The organism is Paenibacillus motobuensis (assembly GCF_039521865.1).
Lineage (GTDB): Bacteria > Bacillota > Bacilli > Paenibacillales > Paenibacillaceae > Fontibacillus > Fontibacillus motobuensis.
The window spans coordinates 285,981-310,647 of the sequence record NZ_BAAACX010000006.1; the positions used below are offsets into that span (position 1 = coordinate 285,981).

At 42.9% G+C, this 24,667-nt stretch carries 26 protein-coding genes; 21 read left to right on the forward strand and 5 right to left on the reverse strand.

All coding sequences use genetic code 11. The features are described 5' to 3' along the window. Positions 1-67: 67 nt before the first annotated feature. From ABD014_RS05135 to ABD014_RS05185, 11 genes are all read left to right on the forward strand, one after another. Entirely contained in the window at positions 68-907 is an 840-nt protein-coding gene (locus ABD014_RS05135) for a PRD domain-containing protein (protein ID WP_343858258.1), read from the forward strand. 121 nt (positions 908-1,028) lie between these two features. Next, on the forward strand, positions 1,029-2,480 hold the full coding sequence (locus tag ABD014_RS05140) for a glycoside hydrolase family 1 protein (protein WP_343858260.1): 1,452 nt from the start codon (positions 1,029-1,031) through the stop codon (positions 2,478-2,480). Positions 2,481-2,498: 18 nt separating this feature from the next. Continuing rightward, positions 2,499-4,424 (forward strand): beta-glucoside-specific PTS transporter subunit IIABC, encoded by a 1,926-nt coding sequence (locus ABD014_RS05145; protein WP_343858262.1) that lies wholly within the window; start codon positions 2,499-2,501, stop codon positions 4,422-4,424. A 106-nt stretch (positions 4,425-4,530) separates the two neighbouring features. Next, positions 4,531-4,635, forward strand: a complete 105-nt coding sequence (locus ABD014_RS05150; RefSeq protein ID WP_343858265.1) for a DUF6254 family protein — start codon at positions 4,531-4,533, stop codon at positions 4,633-4,635. 99 nt (positions 4,636-4,734) lie between these two features. Then, positions 4,735-5,925: a macrolide family glycosyltransferase gene (locus tag ABD014_RS05155; RefSeq protein ID WP_343858269.1), complete on the forward strand. Its 1,191-nt coding sequence runs from the start codon at positions 4,735-4,737 to the stop codon at positions 5,923-5,925. A gap of 234 nt (positions 5,926-6,159) precedes the next feature. Continuing rightward, a complete protein-coding gene (locus ABD014_RS05160) occupies positions 6,160-6,726 on the forward strand; it encodes a dihydrofolate reductase family protein (RefSeq protein ID WP_343858272.1) in 567 nt (188 codons plus the stop codon). A 35-nt stretch (positions 6,727-6,761) separates the two neighbouring features. Next, positions 6,762-7,574 (forward strand): alpha/beta fold hydrolase, encoded by an 813-nt coding sequence (locus tag ABD014_RS05165; protein WP_343858274.1) that lies wholly within the window; start codon positions 6,762-6,764, stop codon positions 7,572-7,574. A 19-nt stretch (positions 7,575-7,593) separates the two neighbouring features. After that, positions 7,594-8,247 (forward strand): DUF998 domain-containing protein, encoded by a 654-nt coding sequence (locus tag ABD014_RS05170; protein ID WP_343858276.1) that lies wholly within the window; start codon positions 7,594-7,596, stop codon positions 8,245-8,247. Between the two features lie 28 nt (positions 8,248-8,275). Further along, positions 8,276-8,710 carry a YciI family protein gene (locus ABD014_RS05175; RefSeq protein WP_343858278.1) on the forward strand — a complete coding sequence of 145 codons (435 nt, stop codon included), beginning with the start codon at positions 8,276-8,278 and terminating at the stop codon, positions 8,708-8,710. Next, positions 8,707-9,972: an RNA polymerase sigma factor gene (locus ABD014_RS05180; protein WP_343858280.1), complete on the forward strand. Its 1,266-nt coding sequence runs from the start codon at positions 8,707-8,709 to the stop codon at positions 9,970-9,972. The genes ABD014_RS05175 and ABD014_RS05180 overlap by 4 nt, the downstream gene beginning before the upstream one ends. Before the next feature lie 43 nt (positions 9,973-10,015). After that, the gene (locus ABD014_RS05185) at positions 10,016-10,447 is read left to right on the forward strand and encodes a YciI family protein (RefSeq protein WP_343858283.1); all 432 of its coding nucleotides are present in this window, start codon (positions 10,016-10,018) and stop codon (positions 10,445-10,447) included. A 5-nt stretch (positions 10,448-10,452) separates the two neighbouring features. Here the strand turns inward: ABD014_RS05185 and ABD014_RS05190 are convergent, their stop codons facing one another. Together ABD014_RS05190 and gntK are read right to left on the reverse strand one after the other, a co-directional pair. Further along, the gene (locus ABD014_RS05190; protein WP_343858288.1) at positions 10,453-11,799 is read right to left on the reverse strand and encodes a GntP family permease; all 1,347 of its coding nucleotides are present in this window, start codon (positions 11,797-11,799) and stop codon (positions 10,453-10,455) included. 33 nt (positions 11,800-11,832) lie between these two features. After that, positions 11,833-13,365, reverse strand: coding sequence for a gluconokinase (gene gntK / locus ABD014_RS05195; RefSeq protein ID WP_343858291.1), 1,533 nt, complete (start codon positions 13,363-13,365; stop codon positions 11,833-11,835). Positions 13,366-13,666: 301 nt separating this feature from the next. Between gntK and ABD014_RS05200 the strand changes: the two genes are divergently transcribed. Genes ABD014_RS05200 through ABD014_RS05210 form a run of 3 tightly spaced genes read left to right on the forward strand, consistent with a single transcriptional unit; the run spans position 13,667 to position 15,097 of the window. Then, positions 13,667-14,464: a MerR family transcriptional regulator gene (locus ABD014_RS05200; RefSeq protein WP_343858360.1), complete on the forward strand. Its 798-nt coding sequence runs from the start codon at positions 13,667-13,669 to the stop codon at positions 14,462-14,464. Continuing rightward, complete coding sequence (locus tag ABD014_RS05205; protein WP_343858293.1) at positions 14,436-14,783, forward strand: DMT family transporter; 348 nt, start codon at positions 14,436-14,438, stop codon at positions 14,781-14,783. Before ABD014_RS05200 ends, ABD014_RS05205 begins: the two co-directional genes overlap by 29 nt. Beyond that, positions 14,783-15,097 carry a DMT family transporter gene (locus ABD014_RS05210; RefSeq protein ID WP_343858295.1) on the forward strand — a complete coding sequence of 105 codons (315 nt, stop codon included), beginning with the start codon at positions 14,783-14,785 and terminating at the stop codon, positions 15,095-15,097. The genes ABD014_RS05205 and ABD014_RS05210 overlap by 1 nt, the downstream gene beginning before the upstream one ends. Before the next feature lie 236 nt (positions 15,098-15,333). Here the strand turns inward: ABD014_RS05210 and ABD014_RS05215 are convergent, their stop codons facing one another. The 3 genes from ABD014_RS05215 to ABD014_RS05225 form a co-directional block, all read right to left on the reverse strand. After that, positions 15,334-16,827 (reverse strand): oligosaccharide flippase family protein, encoded by a 1,494-nt coding sequence (locus ABD014_RS05215; RefSeq protein WP_343858297.1) that lies wholly within the window; start codon positions 16,825-16,827, stop codon positions 15,334-15,336. 80 nt (positions 16,828-16,907) lie between these two features. Continuing rightward, on the reverse strand, positions 16,908-18,008 hold the full coding sequence (locus ABD014_RS05220; RefSeq protein ID WP_343858299.1) for an amidase domain-containing protein: 1,101 nt from the start codon (positions 18,006-18,008) through the stop codon (positions 16,908-16,910). 115 nt (positions 18,009-18,123) lie between these two features. After that, positions 18,124-19,230 carry a DNA alkylation repair protein gene (locus tag ABD014_RS05225; RefSeq protein ID WP_343858301.1) on the reverse strand — a complete coding sequence of 369 codons (1,107 nt, stop codon included), beginning with the start codon at positions 19,228-19,230 and terminating at the stop codon, positions 18,124-18,126. A gap of 193 nt (positions 19,231-19,423) precedes the next feature. On the opposite strand from ABD014_RS05225, the gene ABD014_RS05230 reads away from it, so the two are divergent. The 7 genes from ABD014_RS05230 (at position 19,424) to ABD014_RS05260 (ending at position 24,424) form a co-directional block, all read left to right on the forward strand. After that, positions 19,424-19,606, forward strand: coding sequence for a hypothetical protein (locus ABD014_RS05230; protein ID WP_343858303.1), 183 nt, complete (start codon positions 19,424-19,426; stop codon positions 19,604-19,606). A gap of 144 nt (positions 19,607-19,750) precedes the next feature. Continuing rightward, a complete protein-coding gene (locus ABD014_RS05235; RefSeq protein WP_343858363.1) occupies positions 19,751-20,653 on the forward strand; it encodes a helix-turn-helix transcriptional regulator in 903 nt (300 codons plus the stop codon). Between the two features lie 54 nt (positions 20,654-20,707). Next, complete coding sequence (locus ABD014_RS05240; RefSeq protein WP_343858305.1) at positions 20,708-21,706, forward strand: hypothetical protein; 999 nt, start codon at positions 20,708-20,710, stop codon at positions 21,704-21,706. 34 nt (positions 21,707-21,740) lie between these two features. Continuing rightward, complete coding sequence (locus ABD014_RS05245; protein ID WP_343858307.1) at positions 21,741-22,688, forward strand: hypothetical protein; 948 nt, start codon at positions 21,741-21,743, stop codon at positions 22,686-22,688. A gap of 307 nt (positions 22,689-22,995) precedes the next feature. Continuing rightward, positions 22,996-23,196 (forward strand): AAA family ATPase, encoded by a 201-nt coding sequence (locus ABD014_RS05250; protein ID WP_343858309.1) that lies wholly within the window; start codon positions 22,996-22,998, stop codon positions 23,194-23,196. Positions 23,197-23,238: 42 nt separating this feature from the next. Continuing rightward, positions 23,239-23,643, forward strand: coding sequence for a GNAT family N-acetyltransferase (locus ABD014_RS05255; RefSeq protein ID WP_343858311.1), 405 nt, complete (start codon positions 23,239-23,241; stop codon positions 23,641-23,643). A gap of 274 nt (positions 23,644-23,917) precedes the next feature. Then, positions 23,918-24,424: a GNAT family N-acetyltransferase gene (locus ABD014_RS05260; protein WP_343858313.1), complete on the forward strand. Its 507-nt coding sequence runs from the start codon at positions 23,918-23,920 to the stop codon at positions 24,422-24,424. Positions 24,425-24,667: the final 243 nt, after the last annotated feature.

The window sequence follows — 24,667 nt, forward strand, 5'->3', positions numbered from 1 at the left end:
TTTGGATTGTGTGCTTTTTTTGAGGTTATGTGTTCTCTTGCATTTGTACGAACGGGGGGTGATGGTAGTGAAGGTTGTAAAGAAATTTAATAACAATGTAATTATGTCACTTAACGAAAACAAACAAGAAGTTATTTTGATTGGCTGTGGTCTTGGTTTTGGAGTGAGCAAAGGAGATAAAATTAACAAAGGTAAAATTGAAAAGACTTTTGTGTTAGATAAGAATTACAATCGGGAAGCAGCTTTTGATTTATTAGCTGATATTCCTAAAGAACATCTTGATTTAATTAAAAATATAATTGAACTTGCTGAGAGTTTGCTTGAGGTTCAATTAAATGATTATATATATTTGTCACTTTCAGATCACTTGGTTTATGCTTTTAAGCGACATGAAGCAGGAATGGATCTTAGTAATCCTTTACTTAATGAGATTAAAGGCGTCTATCCTAAAGAATATGAGGCCGCTTTAAGAGCGTTGGAACTCATTTTTGAGTCAACGGGAATCAGGTTAGCAAAGGATGAGGCCGGTTTTATTACCTTACACTTTGTAAATGCGCAACAAGGGCAGGTTACCAATAATGAGACCATGAAAATTCCCAAAATGATCAAAGAAATATTGCGGATTGTGGAATCTCATTTTTCAATTCAATTGGAAGCGTCGTCAATTTTTTATGATCGGTTTATTACTCACTTGAAACACTTCATTAAAAGAAGCCTTGATGCTCAAAATGAAGAAGATAATCCACAAACTCTCACCATGTTGAAGTCTTTAAGGAAGAATACGCCTCAGGTTTATGAATGTGTTGAGAAGATTTCTGAGTACATGCAAGAGTCACAAGATATAACCATTGGTGATGAAGAAAAATTTTATTTATTCGTGCATATTTATAAATTAACAACAAAATAATAATCAAAATGGATTGTTACTGCGATGCAGGCGATACCTGGGATGACATAGAGATGTTCTCTATGCTGTTTTAGGTGTCTTTTTTTATATCAATATTTTTGATCAGGAGGAGAAATACAGAATGAAAAACATGAAGGGATTTCCGCAGAATTTCTTATGGGGAGGGGCCATCGCGGCCAATCAGATTGAAGGAGCTTGGAATGAAGATGGGAAAAGTATCGGCTTGTCAGATTTGTTTATTTATAGACCTGAAGCGGATAAGTCCAAACTTCACTCGGCGAATATGACTCAAGCAGAGGTTGATTTTGCAGTCAATGACAAAGACGGATACTATCCGAAAAGACATGGCATTGACTTCTATCATTCGTATAAAGATGACCTGAAATATCTTAAAGAAATGGGATTTAAAACACTGCGTTTTTCAATTAACTGGGCTCGGATTTTTCCTAATGTAGAAGACTATACTCCTAATAAAAAAGGATTAGAATTTTACGATAACTTTATTGATGAGGTCATCAAAAATGGGATGGAACCTATCGTAACCATTTTACATTACGAAATTCCACTATATATTACAGAGAAATATCAAGGATGGAAACATAAAGACGTCATTGATTTATATGAAAAGTATGGACAAACCTTGTTAGAACGTTATCATGGCAAAGTTAAATACTGGATTGCAATCAATCAAATTAACTTGCTTCATATTGAACCATTCCTCTCCATAGGGACATGCATTGATACCGTTGAGAACTTTGAAGAAGCAAAATACCAAGGCGTTCACAATCAAATTGTAGGAAGCGCCCTGTTGAAGAAGTTTGCTAAAGAACAAGGGTATGATATACAAATGGGTACGATGCTGGCTGACTTAACGGCGTATCCGGAAAATGCTCACCCTGATAATGTGCTATTGGCGATGAAACACAATCGTTTGAATTATTTCTATACCGATGTTCAGTTTAGAGGTGAATATCCTGGATATATCACAAGATTCTTTAATGAAAGTGAAATTGATATCAAGATTACTGCTGAAGAAGAAGCATTGTTGAAAGAAAACACACTTGATTTCTTAGCGGTTTCTTATTATTTTTCACAAATGGTATCTATGGAGTTGAACAAGGAGCAACATGTCTCTTATTCCTATAGTTCAGCTAAGAAAAATCCGTTTCTTGAGGTGAGTCCATGGGGATGGGCTATCGATTCCAAAGGTTTCTATAATTGCTTATCTCAATACTGGGATCGTTACCAAAAACCGATTCTAATTGCGGAAAATGGCTTAGGTATGTATGACAAATTAGAAAATGAAACTGTAAATGATGACTATAGAATTGAGTATATTAAAGATCATTTGATTCAGTTAAAAGAGTGTATTAAAGATGGAATTGAGATCATGGGTTTCTGTGCTTGGGGACCTATAGATCTAGTGAGTGCTTCCACGCAGGAAATGGAAAAACGTTATGGCTTTGTATATGTGGACAAGGATAACTTAGGTCATGGAACTGGGAAGCGCTACAGAAAAAAATCCTTCTATTGGTACAAGGAAGTTATTGAGACAAATGGAGAAAATCTATAAAAAGGGGGTATGAAGAAAATGGACTACAAGAAATTAGCAAAGGATATTATTCCCTTAGTCGGTGGTAAAGATAATATCAAACTGATTTGGAACTGTTTCACAAGATTGCGCTTTAATTTAGTGGATGACACAATACCTCAAATCGAAGAGTTGAAAAAATTAGAAGGTGTAATTGATATTCAAGTTACGTCCTCACAATTTCAAATCATTATAGGAAATAACGTCGAGATTATTGCTGATGAAATCAATCGACTCATTGGTCATGATAAAAAACAATCTAACGAACAACCTGTAGTAGCTGAGAAATCAACACCTAAAAAAGGCGTGAAAAATAAAGTTAATGGGATCCTTGAAACCATCTCAGCGATTTTTTCGCCTATATTACCGGCTATTATTGGCGCTGGTATGATGAAGGTTGTATTGGCACTGATCACAATTACTAAGTTAATGCCGGAGACAAACGGTGTTTTCCAAGTATTTACGATGATCTCAGACTCAGCGTTTTACTTTTTACCATTTCTATTAGCGGTGTCTTCAGCAAGGAAATTTAATGTTAATGAGTTTATCTCGTTGTGTCTTGCGGGAGTCTTAATGTATCCAACCTTAATTAATGGAGCCGCTAATGGTCTGGAGCCGATGAAATTCTGGCTTTTTAATCTTCCATATTTAAGTTATAGTTCGTCTGTTATTCCGGTTATCTTAGGTGTATGGCTAATGAGCTATGTAAATAAGGGTGTTAACAAAGTAATGCCTCCAATGCTCAAAGCAATTCTATCTTCCGTTGTAGTGTTAGTGATTACTGTACCTATTGTTTTAATTGTAATTGCTCCATTAGGCTTTTACATTGGTGAGTATTTATCTAAAGGTTTGATTTGGTTATTCTCAACGGTAGGTCCGTTAGCAGGTTTCCTGCTTGCCGGATTCAATCCTATTATCGTTATGACAGGAATGCATTATGCCTGCATGCCAGCGGCTATTCAAAGTTTGGCTACGAACGGATTTGATAATTTTTGGTTGCCGTTTGCGTTAATCAGTAATATGGCTCAAGCTGGAGCTATTTTTGCAGTGTTTGTAAAATCAAAGTCCCCTGAGCAACGTTCGATTACCGTGTCAACGGGCTTATCAGCGATCTTTGGGATTACGGAGCCGGGTATGTATGGGGTTACTATGAAACTTAAAAAGCCGTTATATGCAGCTATGTTGGGAAGCGCTATTGGCGGTTGTGTTGCGGTGTTGTTAAGTGTAAAAACATTCTCTTTTGTACCTCCAAGTATTTTCGCATTACCTACTTATATTGCTCCTGATGGGAACATGTCTGGGTTGTGGGCCATTCTTGTGGGCATCATTTTAAGTTTTGTTTTGAGCTTCATTTTTACCATGTTCTTTAAATTTGAATCTAGTTCAAAAAACAACAAAACGAATGAACAAAAAAATGAAATTAAACAGGAAAAGGGCATGGAGTCAAAGGTTGAATTGAGTAAGGAAGAAGTGGTGGTTAGTCCGTTAGCCGGAAAGGTTATACCTATGAGTCAGGTGCCAGATGTGGCGTTTTCAGAAGAGCATATGGGTAAAGGGGTGGCCATTGAGCCTGATGAAGGAATCTTAAGGGCGCCTGTGGATGGAGACATTGCTGTGATCTTTCGAACAAAACATGCGATCGTAATGACTACTGATCGCGGAGCAGAGATATTAATGCATATTGGTATTAATACTGTGCAGCTGAAAGGTGAGCACTTTGAATCCCTTGTACAGGTGGGGGATAAAGTAAAAAAGGGTCAGCCGATAGTAAAATTTGATGTTGAAGCCATAAGAGCCAAGGGATACGCTACTGTAACACCAACTATCGTCACAAATTATAGTGAATTCCCTGAATTTGAAATGATCAAAACGAACGAAACGATTAAAATCGGTGATCCGATTATGACGATCAAAGGAGCTATTTAATACTACGTAATCGCAGAAATCATGAATAGTGTTGAATGAACAGAACCCGGAAATGGCAAACTAAGGGAGTGGTATACATCTCATTTTCCAGAGGAGGATATCTGTTATGACTCACCAGAAAAGAAGGAAAGAAGCTGCCTGGAAGTCTAGAAAGCAAGAGCACCATCCTCATGGTAAAATCAAATCGTTCAAGGAATTGTCCAGCGAATAGGTCGAGAAGTATACTTCATGCATGAGAAAGACTGTCGGAATTCCTCCGGCAGTCTTTTTGTGCAATAATGATTAAACAGGAAGTAAAGGAGCGATAGCTATGGGACGTGTGTTATTTATTAATGGTGGGTCAGAGGGACATATCAACCCTACGATTGGAGTTGTGCAGGAGCTTGTCTCACGTGGAGAAGAGGTTGTGTACTTCTGTATAGAAGCGTTTCGAGAACGGATGGAGACGGTGGGAGCTACCGTACGAACCTTTGACGGTCAGCAATTTATTAAAGCTTTTATCTCGGGCGGAAGAGAGCATTTGCTAGAAAGAATCAACGGTCTTTTATTAACAGCGGATATTGTCATACCAAGTGTCCTTGAACAAATTAAGGGAGAACATTATGACTACATCATCCATGATTCCATGTTTGGCTGTGGACGATTAATCGCTCAGATTCTAAAGCTTCCGGCAATTAGCTCTTGCACTACTTTTGCCCAGACCGAAGCATCTGTCAATAAGATCGTGGAGCAGTTTTATACTGAAGCTCCTGCAGAAGTTGTTCAACCAATACATGCTAAATATCAAAGCCTTACGGAACAGATAGAGGCAAAATATGATGTAAGAATCCATTCTCCTTACGAAGTATATTGTAATCCTGCATCAATGACCATTGTATACACGACCAGGGAGTTCCAACCGACTGAAGCGGAGTTTGACCACACATATAAATTTGTAGGACCATCCATCGCTGAGCGCGTTACTCAAGACAGCTTCGACTTTACAACGAGTATGGAGAACAACCCCATTTACATATCACTAGGTACTGTCTTTAATCAGTCAATCGATTTCTACATGCTCTGTTTCGAAGCTTTCGAGAACTCGAATCATACGATCATCATGTCTATAGGGGACCGGGTCCAGATCACTGATCTAGGGAATATTCCTACAAATTTCATCGTGAAAAATTATGTTCCGCAAACTAAAGTGCTGGAGCACGCGAAGTTATTTATTACCCATGGCGGAATGAATAGTGCCCATGAGGGTCTCTATTATGGCGTTCCGCTCATCGTCCTCCCACTTAGTGCGGATCAGCCAATTATTGCCGAACAAATCGCCCATATGGGAGCGGGCATGACCTTACAAATGCAATCCTTGACGGCGGATCAACTCCGTAAAGCGGCAGATCATGTACTGAGTGTAGCATCCTTCAAAATGGCTGCCACAAAGATGAAGGATTCACTACGATCTTCCGGTGGGTATCGTCAGGCGGTGGATGAGATTTTCGATTTTATAAGCTAAACGTTCAAAACAACAATCTTCCCAATCCGTTGGGGAGATTGTTTTTTGTATACCCTTGAGTATAACCTTGATATTCAAAATAATCTAAAAAAATTTCTGATGCAATGTCGATTCTCTCTACCGTCGTTCGTTGTCTAGATAACAGCGAAGTTGAGCGAGGCACGGATGAAGAACATCCGAATGCATGCGACGCTAGGAATCAACCTTATGACAAGGAAGGACGGAGATCAGGTTATGGGAAAAATCATTATGCAACAATTCGTATCATTGGATGGAGTTATGCAGGCTCCAGGCGATCCGAATGAATACGAATATGGAGGCTGGCAGATGCCATATGTAGGCGAGGAGCACTTGGAACTGATTGTTGAACAGGCCCACGCGGTGGAAGCGCTCTTGCTCGGGCGCAAAACGTACGAGGGTTTCGCGGCCTCATGGCCGTCGGCGACAGGCATGAGAGGGCTAGCCGATCGGATGAACCAAATGGCGAAGTTCGTCATGTCGAGAAGCTTAAGTCAAGCGGAGTGGAATACTTCGATCATTCTTGGTGAGGCGGCTGAAGAAGCCGTGAAGCTCAAGCAGCAATTAAGTGGAGATTTGCTCGTCGTTGGCAGCGGTGATCTCGCCCAGACTCTGATGAAGCATCAGCTTATCGATGAATATCGACTCTGGGTTCACCCAGTGATCTTAGGCTATGGACAACGATTGTTCAGAGAGGGAAATGAGAGAGCGGCGATGCGCCTCATCGACGTCAAGACATTGAAATCAGGCGTCGTTATTTATACTTACGAGCCTGAGAAATAGAGACAAGAAATATAAACGAAAAGGAGATATATACGATGTATTCAGTTATTTCAAAAGATGGCACATCCATTGCCTATGATCGGGTTGGTCAAGGACCATCACTAATATTTGTAGCGGGAGCATTTAGCTACCGCAAATTCCCCGGACAGGTGCAAATGGCCAACCTGTTGTCAGAGCATTTCACCGTATACAATTATGATCGCCGCGGCCGTGGCGATAGTGGAGATGCACCAACCTATTCGATTGAGCGTGAGATCGAAGATCTTCAGGCGATGATTGATGAAGCGGGTGGCTCGGCCTATGTGTGGGGATTATCATCCGGGGCGATTCTAGCTCTGCAGGCCGCGGCGAGGGGGGCGAATATTCAGAAGCTTGCCCTTCATGAACCACCCTTTATCGTTGATGATGCAGGTCATAAACCGCCGGAAGACTTCGCCAAGCAAGTATCCGCCCTTATGTCCTCAGATCGGCGGGGCGAGACGGTTAAATATTTTATGACCAAGGGAATGGGGGCTCCTTCATTTGTAGTTAGCATGATGCGGGTCATGCCCGGCGTGTGGTCCAATCTGACATCGCTTGCTCATACACTGCCTTACGACGCGGCCCTGCTCGATGGATATATGGATGGCAAGGCTCTTCCTCAAAAATTGTGGGATGCCGTTAAGATGCCAACGCTTGTCATTGAAGGAACCGAGAGCCCGGTGGCACTGCGACATGCTGCCCAGGCATTAGCGGATGTACTTCCGAATGCAAGGCTGCTGAGCAAGAAAGGCCTTGGTCATACGAAAAAGCTTAATACGAAGCAGGTTTCATCCGAGCTCGAAGCGTTTTTTAGTACTAAATCATGATCACAGGGAGGAAATAAATATGAATATCAAGAAATCTAATTCAGCTGTGATACGATGGCTTCTGCTGGCTGAAGTGGTTTCCGCTCCGTTGTTTTATGCAGCAGCGATCATTCAGACATTCACACGTGCAGGGTTTGATATTAGACGTCATGCCATTAGTACCCTTACATTAGGGGATGCGGGATGGATTCAAAGTGCCAACTTCTTCATGACGGGTTTACTTGCGTTATGTGCAGCGATCGGTGTGCGCTCCTTGCTACGTGGTCATAAGGGCGGTACCTGGGGGGCATTCTTCATTGGAATCTATGGGATTGGAATGATCCTGGCGGGTCTGTTTCGCCCAGATCCCGGTCTTGGCTTTCCCATAGGTGCCCCTGAGGAGATGCCAACATCCATGAGTACTCAAGCTGCAATACATTCCGTGGCTTTCTTTACTGCATTTATTTGTCTGATAGCAGCAAGTATTATCTTTGCACGTCGGTTTGCTGCAATAGGTGAACGTGGCTGGAGTACCTACTGTATTGTATCTTGTATTCTTGCTCCACTGCTTATTATTCTAGGCTCGACCATTGGCACTTGGATTGGCGTAATTATGGGCTGTGCTGGACTCGTTGCCTTCGGCTGGGTCTCGGCTCTCACCGCAAAATTGCGTACGGAAGCTCTTCAGGTATAAATGAATCATTCTAAGGAGAGATCGACTTATGAGATTTATGATGATTGTTAAAGCAACAACCGATTCGGAGGCTGGGGTTATGCCCAGCCAAGAGCTTATTGATGCGATGCAGAAGTATAACGAAGAATTGGTGAAGGCCGGTGTGCTGCTAGCAGCCGACGGACTAATGCCTAGCTCAAGCGCAATCCGGATTTCCTATCCGGAGCCTGGAGGCAAACCGAAATTGGTGGACGGTCCGTTTACGGAGTCCAAGGAGCTTATCGCCGGATACACGTTGATCGAGGTTAAATCAAGGGAAGAAGCGGTCGAATGGGCGCTGCGCATGCCTGATCCACATGGATTTGGGCAAGGGGAGATTGAGCTTAGGCAGGTGTTCGAAGTCGAGGAATTGATGGACAATTCTGATACATTGGCCAAAGAAGTTACGCTCCGTAGGCAGATTGAGGAGCAGAAGAAAGCGTGAGTTCATCTCAGACACATCGAACTATTGATGCGATATGGCGGATGGAATCGGCGAAGCTTATTGCAAGGCTGACACGAATGGTGAGGGATGTGGCCCTCGCGGAAGATCTGGCTCAGGATGCGCTGCTTATTGCCCTTGAACGTTGGCCGGAGACCGGCATTCCAGACAACCCGGGGGGATGGCTGATGACGACTGCGAAGCGCCGAGCCATTGATTTTATGCGCAGGAGTAAACTACGAGACCAGAAATACGGCGAGATTGCTCGCACTGCACCTTTATATACAGAGGATGATGTAGATCATGCTTTGGATGGGGAGATCAGTGATGATCTCCTTCGTCTGATCTTTATGACTTGCCACCCGGTACTATCCCAGGATGCTCGGGTAGCCCTAACGCTTCGTCTATTGTGCGGTTTGACTACGGATGAGATTGCCCGTTCTTTCCTTGTAGCGGAGTCTACGGTTGCTCAGCGGATTGTTCGAGCGAAGAGAACCCTTAGCGCCGAGAAGGTCCCTTTTGAAGTGCCTACCGGGGAGGAATTGAATCAGCGTATAGCTGCGGTACTTGAGGTCATTTATTTGATGTTCAATGAAGGGTACTCCGCGACTTCTGGGGAACACTGGATTCGGCCATTGCTATGTCAGGAAGCGCTTAGACTGGGACGGATTCTGGCTGAGATTGTACCTACTGAACCGGAAGTTCACGGTCTGGTTGCGTTGATGGAGATTCAAGCTTCGCGTCTGAAGACGCGGGTTAACGCTAAAGGAGAGCCGATCCTTCTTATGGACCAAAATCGCGCGAAGTGGGATCAACTGCTAATTCGTCGTGGTATTACGGCGTTAGAACGGAGCCGGAAGCTAGGAAGACCGCTCGGCCCTTACTCTCTGCAAGCAGCAATTTCTGCTTGCCATGCTCAGGCCCGTTCTGCAGCTAAGACGGATTGGATCCGTATCGCGGCTCTTTACGAAGCGCTTGCCAGGCTAACGCCATCGCCTATCGTGGAATTGAACCGGGCAGTCGCGATATCGATGGCATTTGGACCAGCCTTCGGACTGCAGATCGTTGACGAGCTGAATAAGGAGCCTTCCTTAAAAGGATACCACTTGCTCCCCAGTGTTCGTGCTGATTTGCTTGCAAAACTGGGAAGGTATGATGAAGCACGGTCAGAATTCGAACGTGCTGCATCGATGACGCGGAATACCCGCGAGCGCGAGCTGCTGCTTCAACGAGCAGCCGATTGTGAATCGGGTACATATCAATAATGTATTGATCATGTCGATAATGAGTTGAAGGGAGAACCCCCATATGCGATTTATGCTCATAGTAAAAGCGAACGGATTCTCGGAGACCGGGATCCATTACAGTCAGGAATATGTGGATGCCATGAAGGGATATAAGAGGTCTTTGGCTAAAGTCGGTGCGCTTCTGACTGCCGAAGAGCTTAACCCTAGTTCTAGGGGAATTAGGATATGTTATCCGTCGGATGGAGGGCAACCGAAGATACAAGCGGGCCCATTTCCGGTAGATCAAGAACTCGTAGCTGAATTTGTAGTGATCGATGTAAAAACAGAAGAAGAGGCCCTGGAATGGGCAATTCGAATGCCGATTCCAACGGGCCTAGAGAGTACAATCGAACTAAGAAGTCTCCAAGAGAATGTAGATTCTCTATCAGAACCTGGTATACATGCCTTGGAGGCTGACTTGCTGGATTATCTTCATATGCTAAGAAAATTATAACTACATTATATGACTAAGCTTAGTAATAGAATAACTCCTAAGCCAGCTACAGATATAATCGTCTCAAGTAAGGTCCAGGTTGCAAATGTCTCTTTCATGCTTAAGCCAAAGTATTCCTTGAACATCCAGAAGCCGGCATCATTTACGTGTGAGGCAATGACACTGCCGGCTCCGGTTGCAAGAACGACTAGAGCCAGGTTCACGTCAGTTTGTCCTAACATGGGAAGGACCAGACCGGTAGTCGTTAAGGCGGCGACCGTAGCAGACCCCAAGGAAATACGCAAGATGGCAGCGATGATCCAGGCCAGCAGGATTGGCGACAATGAAGTTCCTTGGAATAACTCGGCTACGTAGTCACCAACGCCTCCATCAATTAATACTTGCTTGAAGACTCCGCCTCCACCAATGATCAAGAGCATCATCCCAATATTGGAGATGGCGGTAGAGCAAGATTCCATGACGTTCTTAATTGGAATCTTCCTAGCCAATCCCATAGTATAGATCGCGACTAATAAGGATATCAACATGGATACATCCGCGTTACCGATGAATCCGATGCCTTTGACAAGAGCATTTTCATTAAACCCTATCGTTTTTTGTAGCAAAGTGATGAATGTACCGATAGACATGAGAATAACGGGTAGCAAAGCAGTAAAGACACTAATTCCAAACCCAGGTGTGTCTTCAAGTTTAAAAACTTTCTGTTCGCCCAGCGAGCGGATATCACCTGTTTTTGTAAATGCTTCGGGCACCAGTCTTTTAGCCAGTTTCGTGAATAAAGGTCCAGCTATTATTACTGTAGGAACAGCTACAATTAATCCATATAGCAATACATGGCCAAGGTTCGCGCCAAGTTCACCGGCGATCGCAGTCGGTCCTGGATGCGGCGGCAAAAATCCATGCGTCACAGACAGCGCTGCGCCCATTGGAATCCCGAGATACAGGATAGAAACTTTCAATTCCCTTGATATGGCAAAGATAATCGGAATTAACAATACCAGACCTACTTCAAAAAATAAGGCAATACCAATAATAAACGAGGCAGTCACGACGGCCCATTGAATGTGCTTCTCACCGAATTTGTTCACCAGGGTCATAGCGATACGTTGAGCACCACCGGAATCGGAGAGCAACTTCCCTAACATTGCACCGAGACCAAAGATAAGCGCTAAGTGGCCTAGTGTCCCACCTAATCCCGACTCAATGGTCGTTACTATATTGTCTAGCGGGATGCCAAGTGCTAGAGAAACACCGAATGATACAATAATCAATGATACGAAGGTGTTTAATTTTAAGAACATAATTAAAATAAGTAATGCGACTATCCCAATTGCTACAATGACTAATGGCATCGTAATATCCCCTTACTGCTTAGATTAGTTGTCTTAGATTAAGCTTCTCTGATAATCGGTAATCCGCGTATATTCATCTGTTAATACTCTGGATAAGCTAATGAACACCGGAAGCAAGTGTCTATATTCTTTTACAGCGTCTTCCTTTGGTGTGTGTCTGTAGGTACTGCCAATCATTTGCTTCACGATCTCAAAAGATTCAATTTGTCCTGTAGCATAGAGACCTAATATACATGCCCCTAAAGAAGAACTTTCGTAACTTAAGGGCACAACGACTTCAGATTCGAAAATATCTGACATCATCTGCCGCCATACCTCGGATTTTGCAAAGCCTCCAGTTGCTTGAATTCGGGTTACAGGCCCATCCATGCACTCGGTTAAGGCTAAGAACACGGTGTATAAGTTATAAATAACCCCTTCCAAAGCAGCGCGAATCATATGCTCTTTTTTATGTGACATGGCTAGACCAAAGAATGAGCCGCGGACTTTAGGATTCCATAGTGGGGCACGTTCACCGGCGAGATAGGGGTGAAATATGAGTCCGTCTGCTCCTGGTCTTACACGCTCAGCAATTTTGGTTAATACATCGTAGGGATCAATTCCTAGCCTTTTGGCCGTCTCAACTTCGGAGGAGGCAAGCTCATCACGAATCCAACGGAGAACCATGCCTCCATTGTTAACAGGTCCGCCAATGACCCAATGTTTTTCCGTTAAGGCATAACAGAATATTCTTTCTTTTTCATCGGTTTGCGGCTTATCAATCACGGTTCGAATCGCTCCGCTTGTCCCGATAGTAACGGCAATCTCACCTTTTCCAATCGCATTCACACCTAGATTAGACAGCACACCATCACTAGCGCCAATGACAAATGGAGTCTGCGGATCAATACTCATTCTTTGGGCTAGGGCCTGATTGCAATTGCTAAATATTTGGGTGGTTGGTACGAGTTCAGATAACTGATCACGCGTAATTCCGGCAATATTTAATGCTTCTTCATCCCAGTCTAATGTAAACAGATTCATCATCCCCATGCTCGAGGCAAGAGAGTGATCGATAACATACCGATCAAACAATTTTTTGAAGATATATTCTTTGATTCCTATATATATTTTCGTTTTATTTGCGATCTCAGGCCGATCATTTACGATCCAGGTTATTTTACTTAACGGAGACATGGGGTGGATAGGAGTTCCTGTTCGTCTATAGACTTCATGGCCGTTCATTTCCTCTTTAATCTTCTGTGCCCATGCTTCACTGCGATTATCCGCCCAGGTGATACAGGGTGTCAGCGGCAGATCATTGTCATCCATTGCAATAACACTATGCATAGCACTGCTAAATGAAATAAACGTGGGCTTTTTATCAGGATGGTGTAACGTTATGTTCGAAGTCGCCTGTAATACGGCCTGGAAAATCTCCTCCGGATCTTGTTCCGCTGTGGACATATCTGGTGTATGCAAAGGGTAACCAATATTCTCCGTTTGAATGACTTCACCTTGATCGGTGAACAATACCGCTTTGGTACTAGTGGTGCCAATATCTACACCTAACATGTAGCTACTCATGATGTTGTTCAACTCCTTTAGTTAACACTTGAATCTATAATAAAATAAAGCTTTCCATCGGTAGTCATTTATCTCGGATAAAATGGCACCGCTTTCTTTATTGCCGGAAATAATAAATCGGTTATGAGTTCACCTTCACCGTCTATCAAGTATACTTGTATACAAGTATTATACTCTGGATTGTTCAATATGCAAGCGTTTTATTATAGAGATACGAGAAAATATGTATTCACTGAAAATAAATCTTGACCCTCAAGTATACTTGAGGGTTTAGAATAAGATGAGGAGAGGGTTGAGGGATATGTATAGCATTGGGCAAGTATCTAAAAGAAGCAATGTCGCCATTAGTACGCTTCGCTATTACGACGAAATAGGGCTCTTAAAGCCAGCAGAAGTTAATGAATCAGGCTATAGATATTACTCAGAGAAGGAATTGATTCTCCTTCAACATATTACTGCATTAAAAGAGATCGGTTTTACCTTAAAAAGCATTAAAAATTTACTATTATCAGGAGAAAGTACGAATGAGAAGTCGTTAAAGTCTTTTTATAAAATTGAATTGGAGGCCATTGAGGAGAAGCGAAAAAAACTGGATGTATTAGAGAAGCTGTTGATTACCGCTAATAATGCGTTTGAGTTGAAAGGTAAAGCTGACCCGGATGATATTCTTATGTTTATTAAGGCCATTCAAACTCCCTCGAACATCAGAGAGGCATTTCTAAGGGAACATTTTACAGACAGAGAGATAAAGATCATTAAAAGCTTGCCAGATTTAAGCTCGAATGATCCCAGGACCGCACAATGGGTGCAGTTGATTCGGACGGCGGCGAAACATATCGACGAAGAGCCTTCTTCTGAAACTTCACAAAGGTTGGCAAAACAATTTTTCGAAATTTCTATGGAATGGTTCGATCAGGACGAGAAGCTTATCGAGAAGTATTGGACCTTAATCCGGCCTGAAGAAGGGATGGAAGAGAAGGTGTATGGGCTAGATCGCAAAGTGATGGATTACATCGATCGTATTATAGATTGGTATTTAGCTGTAAATGTACAGGAGGAGAATCGGTTAAATGAACAAAAAAATGAAAACGATGAGTGAGACAAGAGCGTGGGGTTACGTGATCTTGGGCGGATTGCTGGAAATTATATGGGCCAGCGGATTTAAATATGAGAGCGTTCCTAGTATAGTCGTACTCATCTCTCTTCTACTTAGTTTCGAATTAATCATAAGCGCAGCCAGAATCCTTCCGGTCGGAACGGTGTACGCCGTATTCGCAGGAATCGGAACGTTGGGGACCACTGCTGTAGAGATCATATACTCAGGCGGTAACGTAAGTATGTTAAGAGTTGCATTAATACTTCTATTGCTTACATGCATCATTAGCCTAAAGTTGACTAGCGAAGGGGGAAGGGGATAATGGAATGGCTATTGCTCATAGCGGCTGGATTGCTTGAAGTCATTGGTGTAATTGGGATCAAGCGGGTAGCTGAAAGGAACAATTTTACGAATAATCTACTCATGGTGATTAGTTTCTTGGCTAGCTTTCTATTGCTTGCTGAAGCCATGAAGACTATCCCGTTGGCAACTGCTTATGCGGTATGGACAGGAATCGGAACGGTGGGGGCAGCTATCGTAGGTATGATCTGCTTCCATGAATCCAAGAGTTGGATTCGAATGATCACCATGTTAGGCATTATTTTATCGATTGTTGGGTTAAAAGTTGTGGGGTAAAGTGCATCTACAGGGCTCCTCTCTCTTATTCTTCGTGTTAGAGTTAGAGGTGTGTTTGTAAGACGGAGAATTTTTTATAGAGATATTGCTCGAATTGAATTAGTATAAAGAATAAAAAAACGTATTCCTACAAATGTTTGTGGGGATACGTTTTTTATTCAAAAAATCGCAGTTGTAAATTATTATTAACGGAGCGCTAGCCACGTATCGCCGACCTCTGTGTGTAACGAAAATAATTACGTGTGCTGTTGGCGATACCTTATTAACAAATAGGTACAAACCAGTAAAAGATACAGAAACATACCAGGCAGAGAGGAATAATTCCCCCAATGGATCTGCGAACCGATTGATCGGGTTAGAGAAGCAGTAGGGACTAGGACAACCAGGAAGATCAATGTATGTAACAGTAACCTACCTAAATTCATCCCACTGACCACTCTTTTTAAACCTATTATATTAATCACTGTTATGATGAGTTCCATGAGTAGAATTCCAATAACCGCCCCGATGATATTCAGACCTTCTAAAGGGATGAATGAATAGTGGGATAATGCAGCGATGGATATACCAATTATTGTTCCAATCAAGCTTATTCTATTGTTGCCTTGCGACCAAAGGATGCTGGTTGTAATTTCTCGTAGACCCACAACTAAAGGAATGATAAATAACCATTGAATTAGTACTGCTGCTTCAGGTGTTTTGAAGAATACCAGTGAAAGTTCGTCCTTGTAAAACCATAGAAATATACAGGAAGCGATGCCCCAAATCCAGACAATTTCGAGTGCCTCTCTACTTCTTGCATCAAATTGTTCAATAAGTCGTTCTTTCCAGGCCATGACCAGCTTCATCGTAATCGTATGCGATATCGCCGAAGTCACAATGGTCGGCATATATGCAATTAGAACAGCCATGCCCGTTAATAGACCATACATGGCAGTTGCTTGTGAAAAGTCATAACCGGCTGTTTGAAGTCTTGAGGGGATAATAATAGCATCAAGCATATCTGAGAAAGGAACCAGCAGTCTGGTCATTGCAATGATCAAGGAGGACCTAATAAACCAAATACCATCTGTAATTCGAGAACGAGATCGAGGAGGAGCATAGCCCGGTGCATCTCTTTTCGTATAAAGATAAAATATTAACAAACTGACAAATGCGGCGATTCCACCAAGCGCCGTTCCGATTTGACTTATTCCAGCCGCAAATACCGTACCCTGGGGCATCAGAAGCCAGGCAATAAATAACATAAGTACGACTCGAACAGCTTGTTCAATGAGTTCAGATACGGCAATAGCTGTATAACATTCCAGACCTTGTAGGTATCCCCGAAGCAAGCTTAGTAAAGGGACTACGAATAGGGCAAGGGATAGAGGGCGTATGAAGAAGGACAAATCAGGATTGCCTAGCCATGCAGAGATATGCTGCGAGTAGTTCATTGAAAATATGCATATCGATGCTCCAACGAGAATAAACACGACAGACAGACGTTTGAACCAAACCCAACCAAGGGCCTTCTGTTCTGCCGTGTATAAAGCCAGAGCGGTAGGTACACCACCTGTGATTAGCATGAATAGAAATCCATAATACGAGTAGGCCATCTGAAACAACCCAATACCTTCAGTACCCACCATGCGGGTCAATATAATCCTGCCTAGTAGTCCTATGGCTTTAACCAAGGCAATTGCACCGAGACGAATTCCAACCTGCCTTATGATGGGTGGTATATTCAAAGTTCTCACCCCAAACTATCCAACTTGTCCATTAAATATATGAGAAGGATCAAGTAAGTATGTGTTAACTGAATCAATTGTTAATCACGAATTTGGATGAGAATATATTTAGTTGTCTTGTCCCAGCCCAGATCGAACGGAGCTCTGAAGCGATCCGCAGTGTGAGAATTGACCAGAGGGTAGCCATGATCATCGAATCCCGTCACGATTGAGAAATGATCGACATCATTTTTCAAGACATGTGCGATTAAATCCCCCTCCTTAAGTTTGCCTATAGCCCCATAAGGTTGCGCATCCGTTTGCTTCATCAATTCTGGAAAGAAATCCGTTGTAATAACGCGACCATAGCCTGAATTGAGAATAAAATTTTTGAGCGCATCCGTTTGAACCCATGTCCTGCTTCCGCCATTTGGATAGTGGTATCTCCATCCCTCTCGCATCGGTAGACCACCGCCTTCTTTAGGATCACCGAGCGCTTGGGAAACAAAGTTAGTACAGTCTCCGCCATGATTATTGTAACTTTTGTATTTTCGATTGTACTTTCCATTGTTGCCTGCACCCCAGGCCAGACCAGCGTATTTATCTGCATAAGCAACGGCAGCCTTTCGCCTATATTTTTTGCCATCTTGGGCTACTTCTCGGTTAGGGGAATGGACGGGAAAACCAGAAGGAATTAAGCTCGGGTTTTCCTCCAAAGGATCTAGATACCATTCCTTCCAAACAATCCAGCGATCGCCTATCTTCTTTAACGTGATAGCATGCCATGTTCCCAATCCGAACCACTGGGCAGAAGAAGGATGATTATTATAGCTGTAGGATATTTTTTGTGAATGGCCGAGAGAAACAACAGCTACATTTTCTCCGATCCTGACCCTCGTTACGCGAATTTTGGATTGGGAATTGACGATCTTCATGTTTCTTTTCTTGGCCCAAGTATGCAGGTAGAGCTTGCGGTCAACTTCCATCTTATAAGCTCTACGGCTTAACGAATGCTTATTATCATAGAATTCCGCTAATTTATTGTCACGATCCGCTAAATAATCAGATTTATTCGTAAAAAGATTGTCCAGTATTTGCTTTATTTCTTTCTCATCAGTTTTGGTTGCTGCCTTTACTGAGTTATGCGGACCGAACATCATCAGTATGCAGGAGAGCAGCATCACAGCAGTCCATTTTTGCATTTTTTCCCCTCATCAGTTTTGGATTTTATTTTGTACCAATTATAATGTCCCCCAAGACTGAAGTAATATGAGCACGAAGACCAGAAGAGATCAATTGGTTAAATCTATAACGATATTATGGACTCTCGAGCGTTAGCGAAGTCTCTGCAACTTCAACACCATTCACGAGAAGTACAATCCTGTGATTGCCTGGATAATGGCGTCGTGTGGTCAAATCAGCCCAGCTATGTCTTCTTGTTCCGGTGAGACGTATACCGCCGGTTATGGTTTTATCAGAGAGCAGAAATAATTTGCGCGACCGTTTCCCATTTGCCTTAATGAAGTAAATCCCGTACTCAATCCGAATATGTAGTGATTCACCTTCGCGGACATCAAGGCTATACTGTATCTCGCAGCTATCGCCAATCATAAGAGCCGAGGGCTGTACAGAGATTGAAGCTGACGTGGTAAGCGGAACTTCCTCTGTAGAGCTCGCGTAGCCAAATAACTTCATAGCTTCAGGAATCGCTCTGCGGATCAATGTACGGCAGCCATGCCGTATGATCCAATCCGTATCAGGATTATTTCCGATCCAACGACGTGCTGTTTCTAACACCAAGGCAGGATTGTCCTTAGTTACATCGTTGAGGTTATTGGCGACGCTTTTGCGCACATACAGGGAAGGGTCTGCCTTGAGCAACTCAAGGATAGACAATACCGAAGTTGGATTCTCCTTAAACATTGGAAGGATTTGTCCCCAGGGAAGACGTGGACGGCAGCCTTCGCTGGCAAGCCGTCTTACATGCTCATTGGAGTGCTCAGCCCAGGAAGCCATCCGGCGCATCGCCCGCTCAGGGTCAGTCAGAATAAATGTCCTAATGGCGAATTCAGCGGATGATTTTTGCGTAAAGTTCTCTAATGCGTTCATAGAGAGCTCCCAGTGCCTTTCCTCCCGACCATATACTTCTACAAAATCCGGAAAGAAAAGATATGGAAAACCAATGCAGTTGTCCACAATGGCATATAAAATATTCAGCGCGGCGGTATAGTCATTGGGTAGATAAAGCCCAAGCTTCTCGGAAATCCGCCGTGTTCGAGCTTTAAGCGGAAGCGTATCCCATGTATCATCCATCACTGCCGCTACAAATGCCGTAGTATCAAAATCGCTATAGGCAGATTGAACCTTTTTACTAAAATCTAATAAAAATTCCTCATTATAAATATCTTTTAGTAATTCCGCCAATTTATGTCCTCCTTCAACTTGTGAACTGAATAATTCATCTTTGTGCTGCTATATCCGAATTTTATCAGTTATAACCTGACAGCAGTATGGCATGTTATGTGCGATGAACGCAAATCTAAGGTTTGCTACGACATTATATGTCGTAGCAGCTATTTTATAATGAAGAAAAGATAGAAAAGGGGGCCAATCAACAATGTCAAAACCCAAAAGAGGACGTTCCCTGTGGGGACTCCCGTCTCGCGGCCGAGGAACTTGTCCGATCTGCAACAGCACAAGAATTAAACTGTTATATCCACGTGCGAAGACGAATGGTACGGTAGTGACTGTCTGCAAGAAATGTTCCAAAGCAGAGCAGAACAAAGTAGATGCTGTGTAACGCTCGATTGCCGTGAGTGTGGAAGGAGGCCTGCCCTAATGGGACGGGCCCTTTTATTTTGTTGGCTTGCCAAGCAAGAGGGTCTAATGATGTAATAGATTTAAATACTTTTTTCTAAAAAAAAGGGGGATAACCTTGAGTCATATGCATCGTATTCACTGGTTCGATCAACGTATTCGTGAGGGAAAGTATCCGAATAGTGGTCATATTGCTGAACAATTCGAAATCTCGAGACGTCAGGCGCAGCGTGATATCGAGTATATGACATCTTCTTTGCGGGCCCCACTTCTCTATATCGCACGTCATCGAGGGTATTGTTACGAGGATAAGACGTATGTCCTCCCGCATCTTTATATGACGGAAGAGGAACAGAAGGTGCTGAAGTATCTCGCTTATCGCTATCGTCAGTATGATTATGACAATGGGGAGACAATTCAACGCATTGCTCATGTGCTCGACCGTTTTACAGCTGGTAATGAGGATGATACGAGCAGCAGATTGCCGCAATTTGAACTGAATCCTCGGATTATTCAGAATTTTGAGAAACTGTCGCAGGCGATCAAAGATGCTGCAAAGGTCGACCTCATTTATCTAGACGATGAAGGGGGGCCGCAGCATGCTCGCATGTACCCGCTGCAATTCATCTCCCGCTATAATGCGGACTATGTTGTTGTCTATTGTGAACTCGAACGCCAGCAGCTTATGCTGCGGCTCGATCGATTGCTGCAGGTTCAGGTATTGAAGGAGAGGTTTGAGCTGGATTTTGCTATGGATATGGATGCCGTGAACAGGCACTATACTCCTCGTCGAAAACCCTTTGTGGCCTGCGTAATTCTAGCTAATCCTCATGCAGAACATTCCTGGTACGGCTACCGTATTGTTGCACAACATGAACTTGAACATGAGGTAGAGTTCTATGATACAGATGCATTTCTACAACATTTATTGACAACGCCATGGATATCGTTAAAATCACCTAAATGGCTGCGTCAAAAACTGATGGTACGTTGTCAGCAGACGATTGAACGGCTGCAAAATGAGGAGTGATTTGCGTCGTATCATAGGCCATAATAAACAGGAAGCATCGGAAGGAGTCCAAAGGTGTCCAGTGTAATCTTAGACGATATTCAGCTATTACGAGAATCAAAATCTTATATAGATAGTCTGTATGCAATTCTTACTGCAGCGGGAAGATTTCAGGGTCCCAAATACATGCTTTCTGGCCTCACTGGAATGGCATTTAAATTATCTGTGCATGAGCGTTTGTTGGCCATGTCCGTTACGGCCTATGGACAGTGGATTGAGGTACATAAGCCAGCAGTTAAGAATTTAGGATTGTTATCGGTTGCGGATGCGGGACGAACGAGGCACCCTACATTCCGCTGGTATCAACAGGAAGCGGTCATTGCAGTCAAGCAGAGTCTGGACCTCGGGCTGGGCGCTATCTACTGGATTCCCGAGTTCGGAGTGATCCATGGCTATGATGATGCAGATCAGGTGTTCTATGTTCAAGATGGAAGGCATGCGGAGAGTCAGGTCGTACTATACGATAACTTTGGACTGAATTTTACACCCTTCTGGTACTATGAAATATTTGGTGATGATGTAGAGATCACGCATGAGGAGATGGTTCTTGAATCACTGCGGATTGCAATCGATGACTGGCATACACCTTATAGAACATTTCCAGATACTAGCATCGCTTCGGGCAAGCTTGCTTACACTTATTTGCGGGAAGGGCTGCAGGGAGGAACATATGATGAGGGTGGTGCGAGATATATTTTCGATGCTTATGCAGTTTCCAGGACAGAGATTCGGGATTATTTGATAGATGTTGAGGGATGTTGGCCTGAACTTTTGGAGGCGCGGGGGTGTTACGAGGAACTTAGTAGGATGATTCCGGACATGACAGGGTGTATCCAAATGAAACAGGGAACTGAACAAATAGATTCAGATCGTGTCGGTGAGTTGGTTCATTTATTGGGAGTAGCTGAAGCGCTGGAGGATCAAGCGATTCATTATTTTCAGGCGATTAGCAGTCGTTATCCGGATCTCAGGCGTTCGACCCCTCCGAGATGGGGGGCACACTCTCCACGTTGAACAGAAAGGTAGGATTTCATTGCGTAGTGTCCTATTGAAAAATCTGATAATGCCGCTGGGCGCTGAAGGTTATATCGCTGCCATGCATACGATACTAACACACCAAGGCTGGATAGATTGTTCGAAAGCAATGCTAGCCGGGAAGACGGCAGCGGCTTTTCGCTTCACGGTTGATCTACGGCTGACAGATGAGTCCTCGACAGCCTACAATTGGATGGCAGAGCACTTTCTCGCCGCGGATTTCATTGGAATAACGTCTTCGCAGGCAGCAGGGTTTAATTTTGAACCGATATTTCCGTTATATCAGAAGCAGGCGATCAGCGATATTCAAAAATCTTTAGACCGTGGGATCGGCTGCGTTATCTGGCATGATCGGTTTGTAGTCGCCGCGGGTTATGACGATGATCAGCAAGTTCTTTACATATCGGATGGGCAGACGAGAGAGTATCAGTTGCTTCCGTATTCGCAGTTCGGTAAGGGAAAGAGTCCTTATTGGCATTACCAGATTCTTGAGGGACGCATCCCACTCGATGAGATAGAGATTTATCGGGAATCACTGGTCCAAGCGATCTTTAAATGGGAGACCCATGATCTGATGCTGCCTAAAGCGGACTATGCATGCGGGGAGGCAGCCTACGATATGATGATCAATGCATTTCAAACAGGCAATTACGATCCAATAGGTGCCAGAGAAATGATCAATTATTATGCGGCTGCAAAAAAGAATATCTCCATCTACATTGCCGGACTGGAGCGTTATTGGTCCGATCTGTATGTTGCATCAGAGGAGTATCGCGCCTTGGCCGAGATGTGGGAAGAAGCGGCACGACTGCTGAGTACCTCCGAAGCATGCGCTTCGATTCACAAAATAATCGATCTATTCAGTGAAGCAAAAGCAACAGAGGCAAAAGCGATCCAAGCGCTCAAGTACCTGTTGCGGGAGACGATCCAAAATCGGTTCCACGATATTGGACTACGCTAGGGAGCTATCCCATGAATTTATATAGTATCAAAGTTATATTATCTAACGCATCGGGCGATCCGATTTACATTCAGATTATAAGGGAGTTTTTGCCATTACATTACTTCCTCATGCACTAAAAGATGCAATAAAAGACATCTTTGCCAGAGAATAATTCAATCAAGGATGTTAAAATTAAAGGACTGCGATTTCTATAGACGTAATCCTTTTGCTATTGATAGATCTATTAACAAGGGTCAGAATTGCATAATACATATAGGTGAGAACACTATGACTAGATGAAGAATGTGAGGATTGATATCGTATTATGCTCGAGAAAAAAATTTTACGGGATGATTCTATCATAATAACAGGTGGGCCTGGTGCCGGTAAAACAACTCTGCTGTATGAAATACAAAAAAATGGCCATAGCTTTATTCCGGAAGTTGCAAGGGAAATTATACAAACACAGGTCTCTTCTAATGGTGATGCTTTGCCTTGGAAAAATACAACAAAATATCGTGATTAAAGTCGGAGTTTGGTCTTAAACATATTAATCGGAGGATAGAGCATGGATACTATATATTTTACAAATGAGCCCCCTAAGGATTTCGGGCAATTACTTTCTCTCTATGAATCATTAGGATGGAATTCTCTTAAATTATCTAGTGATGATTTGAAACAAATGTGCAATCAAAGTTGGTACGCAATTTATGCTTTCAAAGATCAAAAATTAGTGGGGATGGGGCGTATTATTTCAGATGGGGTGATTACTGGAATTATATGTGGATTGTGTGTACTGCCGAGTTATCAGTCTAAAGGAATTGGCAAAGAAATGCTCAATCGAATGATTGACCATTGCGAACAAAATCGTGTAATTCCCCAACTTTTATGTACAGAAAGCTTGGAACCCTATTATGAGTCTTTTGGATTCAGGAAATTTACCGTTGGAATGACAAGGAATATCATTCGATAACTTCCTCATTAAACAGAGTGGAATGAGTTGTGCTAAATGGCATTGAATGAATTATCAAAATAATCCGAATTATTGAGCAGGTGATATTATGCTGATTGAACACAATAATCTTGAAGAATATCGGCGGACAAGCGTTTCTCTATGACATATTTAACAGGAAATGCTTTTCAGGCATTTTTGAGTGATGAAGATCAAATAGCTCTACTCAAAATTTAGAACCAGGTACTAAATTCGGAAATATTGTCAAGCAGTCTAGAAAAGGGAGAATCTAATCATGAACGAGAGAGAGTTTGATAAAATCTTCGCGATTATGAAAGCGTCATTTCCTGAAAGTGAACGAAGAACTTATGCTAGACAGAAGGAACTGTTGGCTGATCCGCATTACCGTCTTATTACGGAAACGAATAGCAGTAATCAATTGATCGCTTTTATGGCTGCATGGGAATTTCCGTTGTTCCGGTTTGTTGAACATATTGCTGTCGATCCCGCAACGCGTGGAAGTGGCATAGGTGGAAAACTAATGGCCGCGTATATCGAGGAGTCATTAAAGCCCATTCTATTAGAGGTAGAATATCCTGACACAGAAATGGCGCAGCGGAGAATAGGCTTCTATGAGCGGCTTGGTTTTCGTCTCAATCCTTTCGAACATGTACAGCCTCCTCTTCAGAAAGGGCAGCCTGGTTTACCGCTCAAGATAATGAGCTATCCTCAAATTCTCACGGAAGAAGAGTTCGCCCTCTACCAAGAAATTTTGTATACAAATGTTTATAAGGTTGTTTAGTCCAATTTCATAATGTACAAGCTAAAAGCGTGATAATCTGTTTTTTCGCAGAGTTAAGTGCAGAAATACACTTATTTAGAGGAGAAACCCCTGAAATTAGAAAATAGCTGCGTACACGCACTTATTTTCTAACTTAGGCTTCGATGTGGAGAAAATTCATCTCAATAGGTGTATAAACCTCACGGCCCCCTAATAAAAGTGGAGTCTTTCCCTCCAATAAATTAGACTATTTATAAAGGGGAG

Coding starts and splice junctions, on each gene's coding strand:
- ABD014_RS05250 (WP_343858309.1), top strand. CDS start 22,996: ATGCTCGAGAAAAAAATTTTACGGGATGATTCTATCATAATAACAGGT.
- ABD014_RS05210 (WP_343858295.1), top strand. CDS start 14,783: ATGGAATGGCTATTGCTCATAGCGGCTGGATTGCTTGAAGTCATTGGT.
- ABD014_RS05165 (WP_343858274.1), top strand. CDS start 6,762: ATGTATTCAGTTATTTCAAAAGATGGCACATCCATTGCCTATGATCGG.
- ABD014_RS05155 (WP_343858269.1), top strand. CDS start 4,735: ATGGGACGTGTGTTATTTATTAATGGTGGGTCAGAGGGACATATCAAC.
- ABD014_RS05160 (WP_343858272.1), top strand. CDS start 6,160: ATGGGAAAAATCATTATGCAACAATTCGTATCATTGGATGGAGTTATG.
- ABD014_RS05200 (WP_343858360.1), top strand. CDS start 13,667: ATGTATAGCATTGGGCAAGTATCTAAAAGAAGCAATGTCGCCATTAGT.
- ABD014_RS05260 (WP_343858313.1), top strand. CDS start 23,918: ATGAACGAGAGAGAGTTTGATAAAATCTTCGCGATTATGAAAGCGTCA.
- ABD014_RS05145 (WP_343858262.1), top strand. CDS start 2,499: ATGGACTACAAGAAATTAGCAAAGGATATTATTCCCTTAGTCGGTGGT.
- ABD014_RS05220 (WP_343858299.1), bottom strand. CDS start 18,008: ATGCAAAAATGGACTGCTGTGATGCTGCTCTCCTGCATACTGATGATG.
- ABD014_RS05235 (WP_343858363.1), top strand. CDS start 19,751: ATGCATCGTATTCACTGGTTCGATCAACGTATTCGTGAGGGAAAGTAT.
- ABD014_RS05150 (WP_343858265.1), top strand. CDS start 4,531: ATGACTCACCAGAAAAGAAGGAAAGAAGCTGCCTGGAAGTCTAGAAAG.
- gntK (WP_343858291.1), bottom strand. CDS start 13,365: ATGAGTAGCTACATGTTAGGTGTAGATATTGGCACCACTAGTACCAAA.
- ABD014_RS05230 (WP_343858303.1), top strand. CDS start 19,424: ATGTCAAAACCCAAAAGAGGACGTTCCCTGTGGGGACTCCCGTCTCGC.
- ABD014_RS05255 (WP_343858311.1), top strand. CDS start 23,239: ATGGATACTATATATTTTACAAATGAGCCCCCTAAGGATTTCGGGCAA.
- ABD014_RS05170 (WP_343858276.1), top strand. CDS start 7,594: ATGAATATCAAGAAATCTAATTCAGCTGTGATACGATGGCTTCTGCTG.
- ABD014_RS05175 (WP_343858278.1), top strand. CDS start 8,276: ATGAGATTTATGATGATTGTTAAAGCAACAACCGATTCGGAGGCTGGG.
- ABD014_RS05205 (WP_343858293.1), top strand. CDS start 14,436: ATGAACAAAAAAATGAAAACGATGAGTGAGACAAGAGCGTGGGGTTAC.
- ABD014_RS05185 (WP_343858283.1), top strand. CDS start 10,016: ATGCGATTTATGCTCATAGTAAAAGCGAACGGATTCTCGGAGACCGGG.
- ABD014_RS05140 (WP_343858260.1), top strand. CDS start 1,029: ATGAAAAACATGAAGGGATTTCCGCAGAATTTCTTATGGGGAGGGGCC.
- ABD014_RS05190 (WP_343858288.1), bottom strand. CDS start 11,799: ATGCCATTAGTCATTGTAGCAATTGGGATAGTCGCATTACTTATTTTA.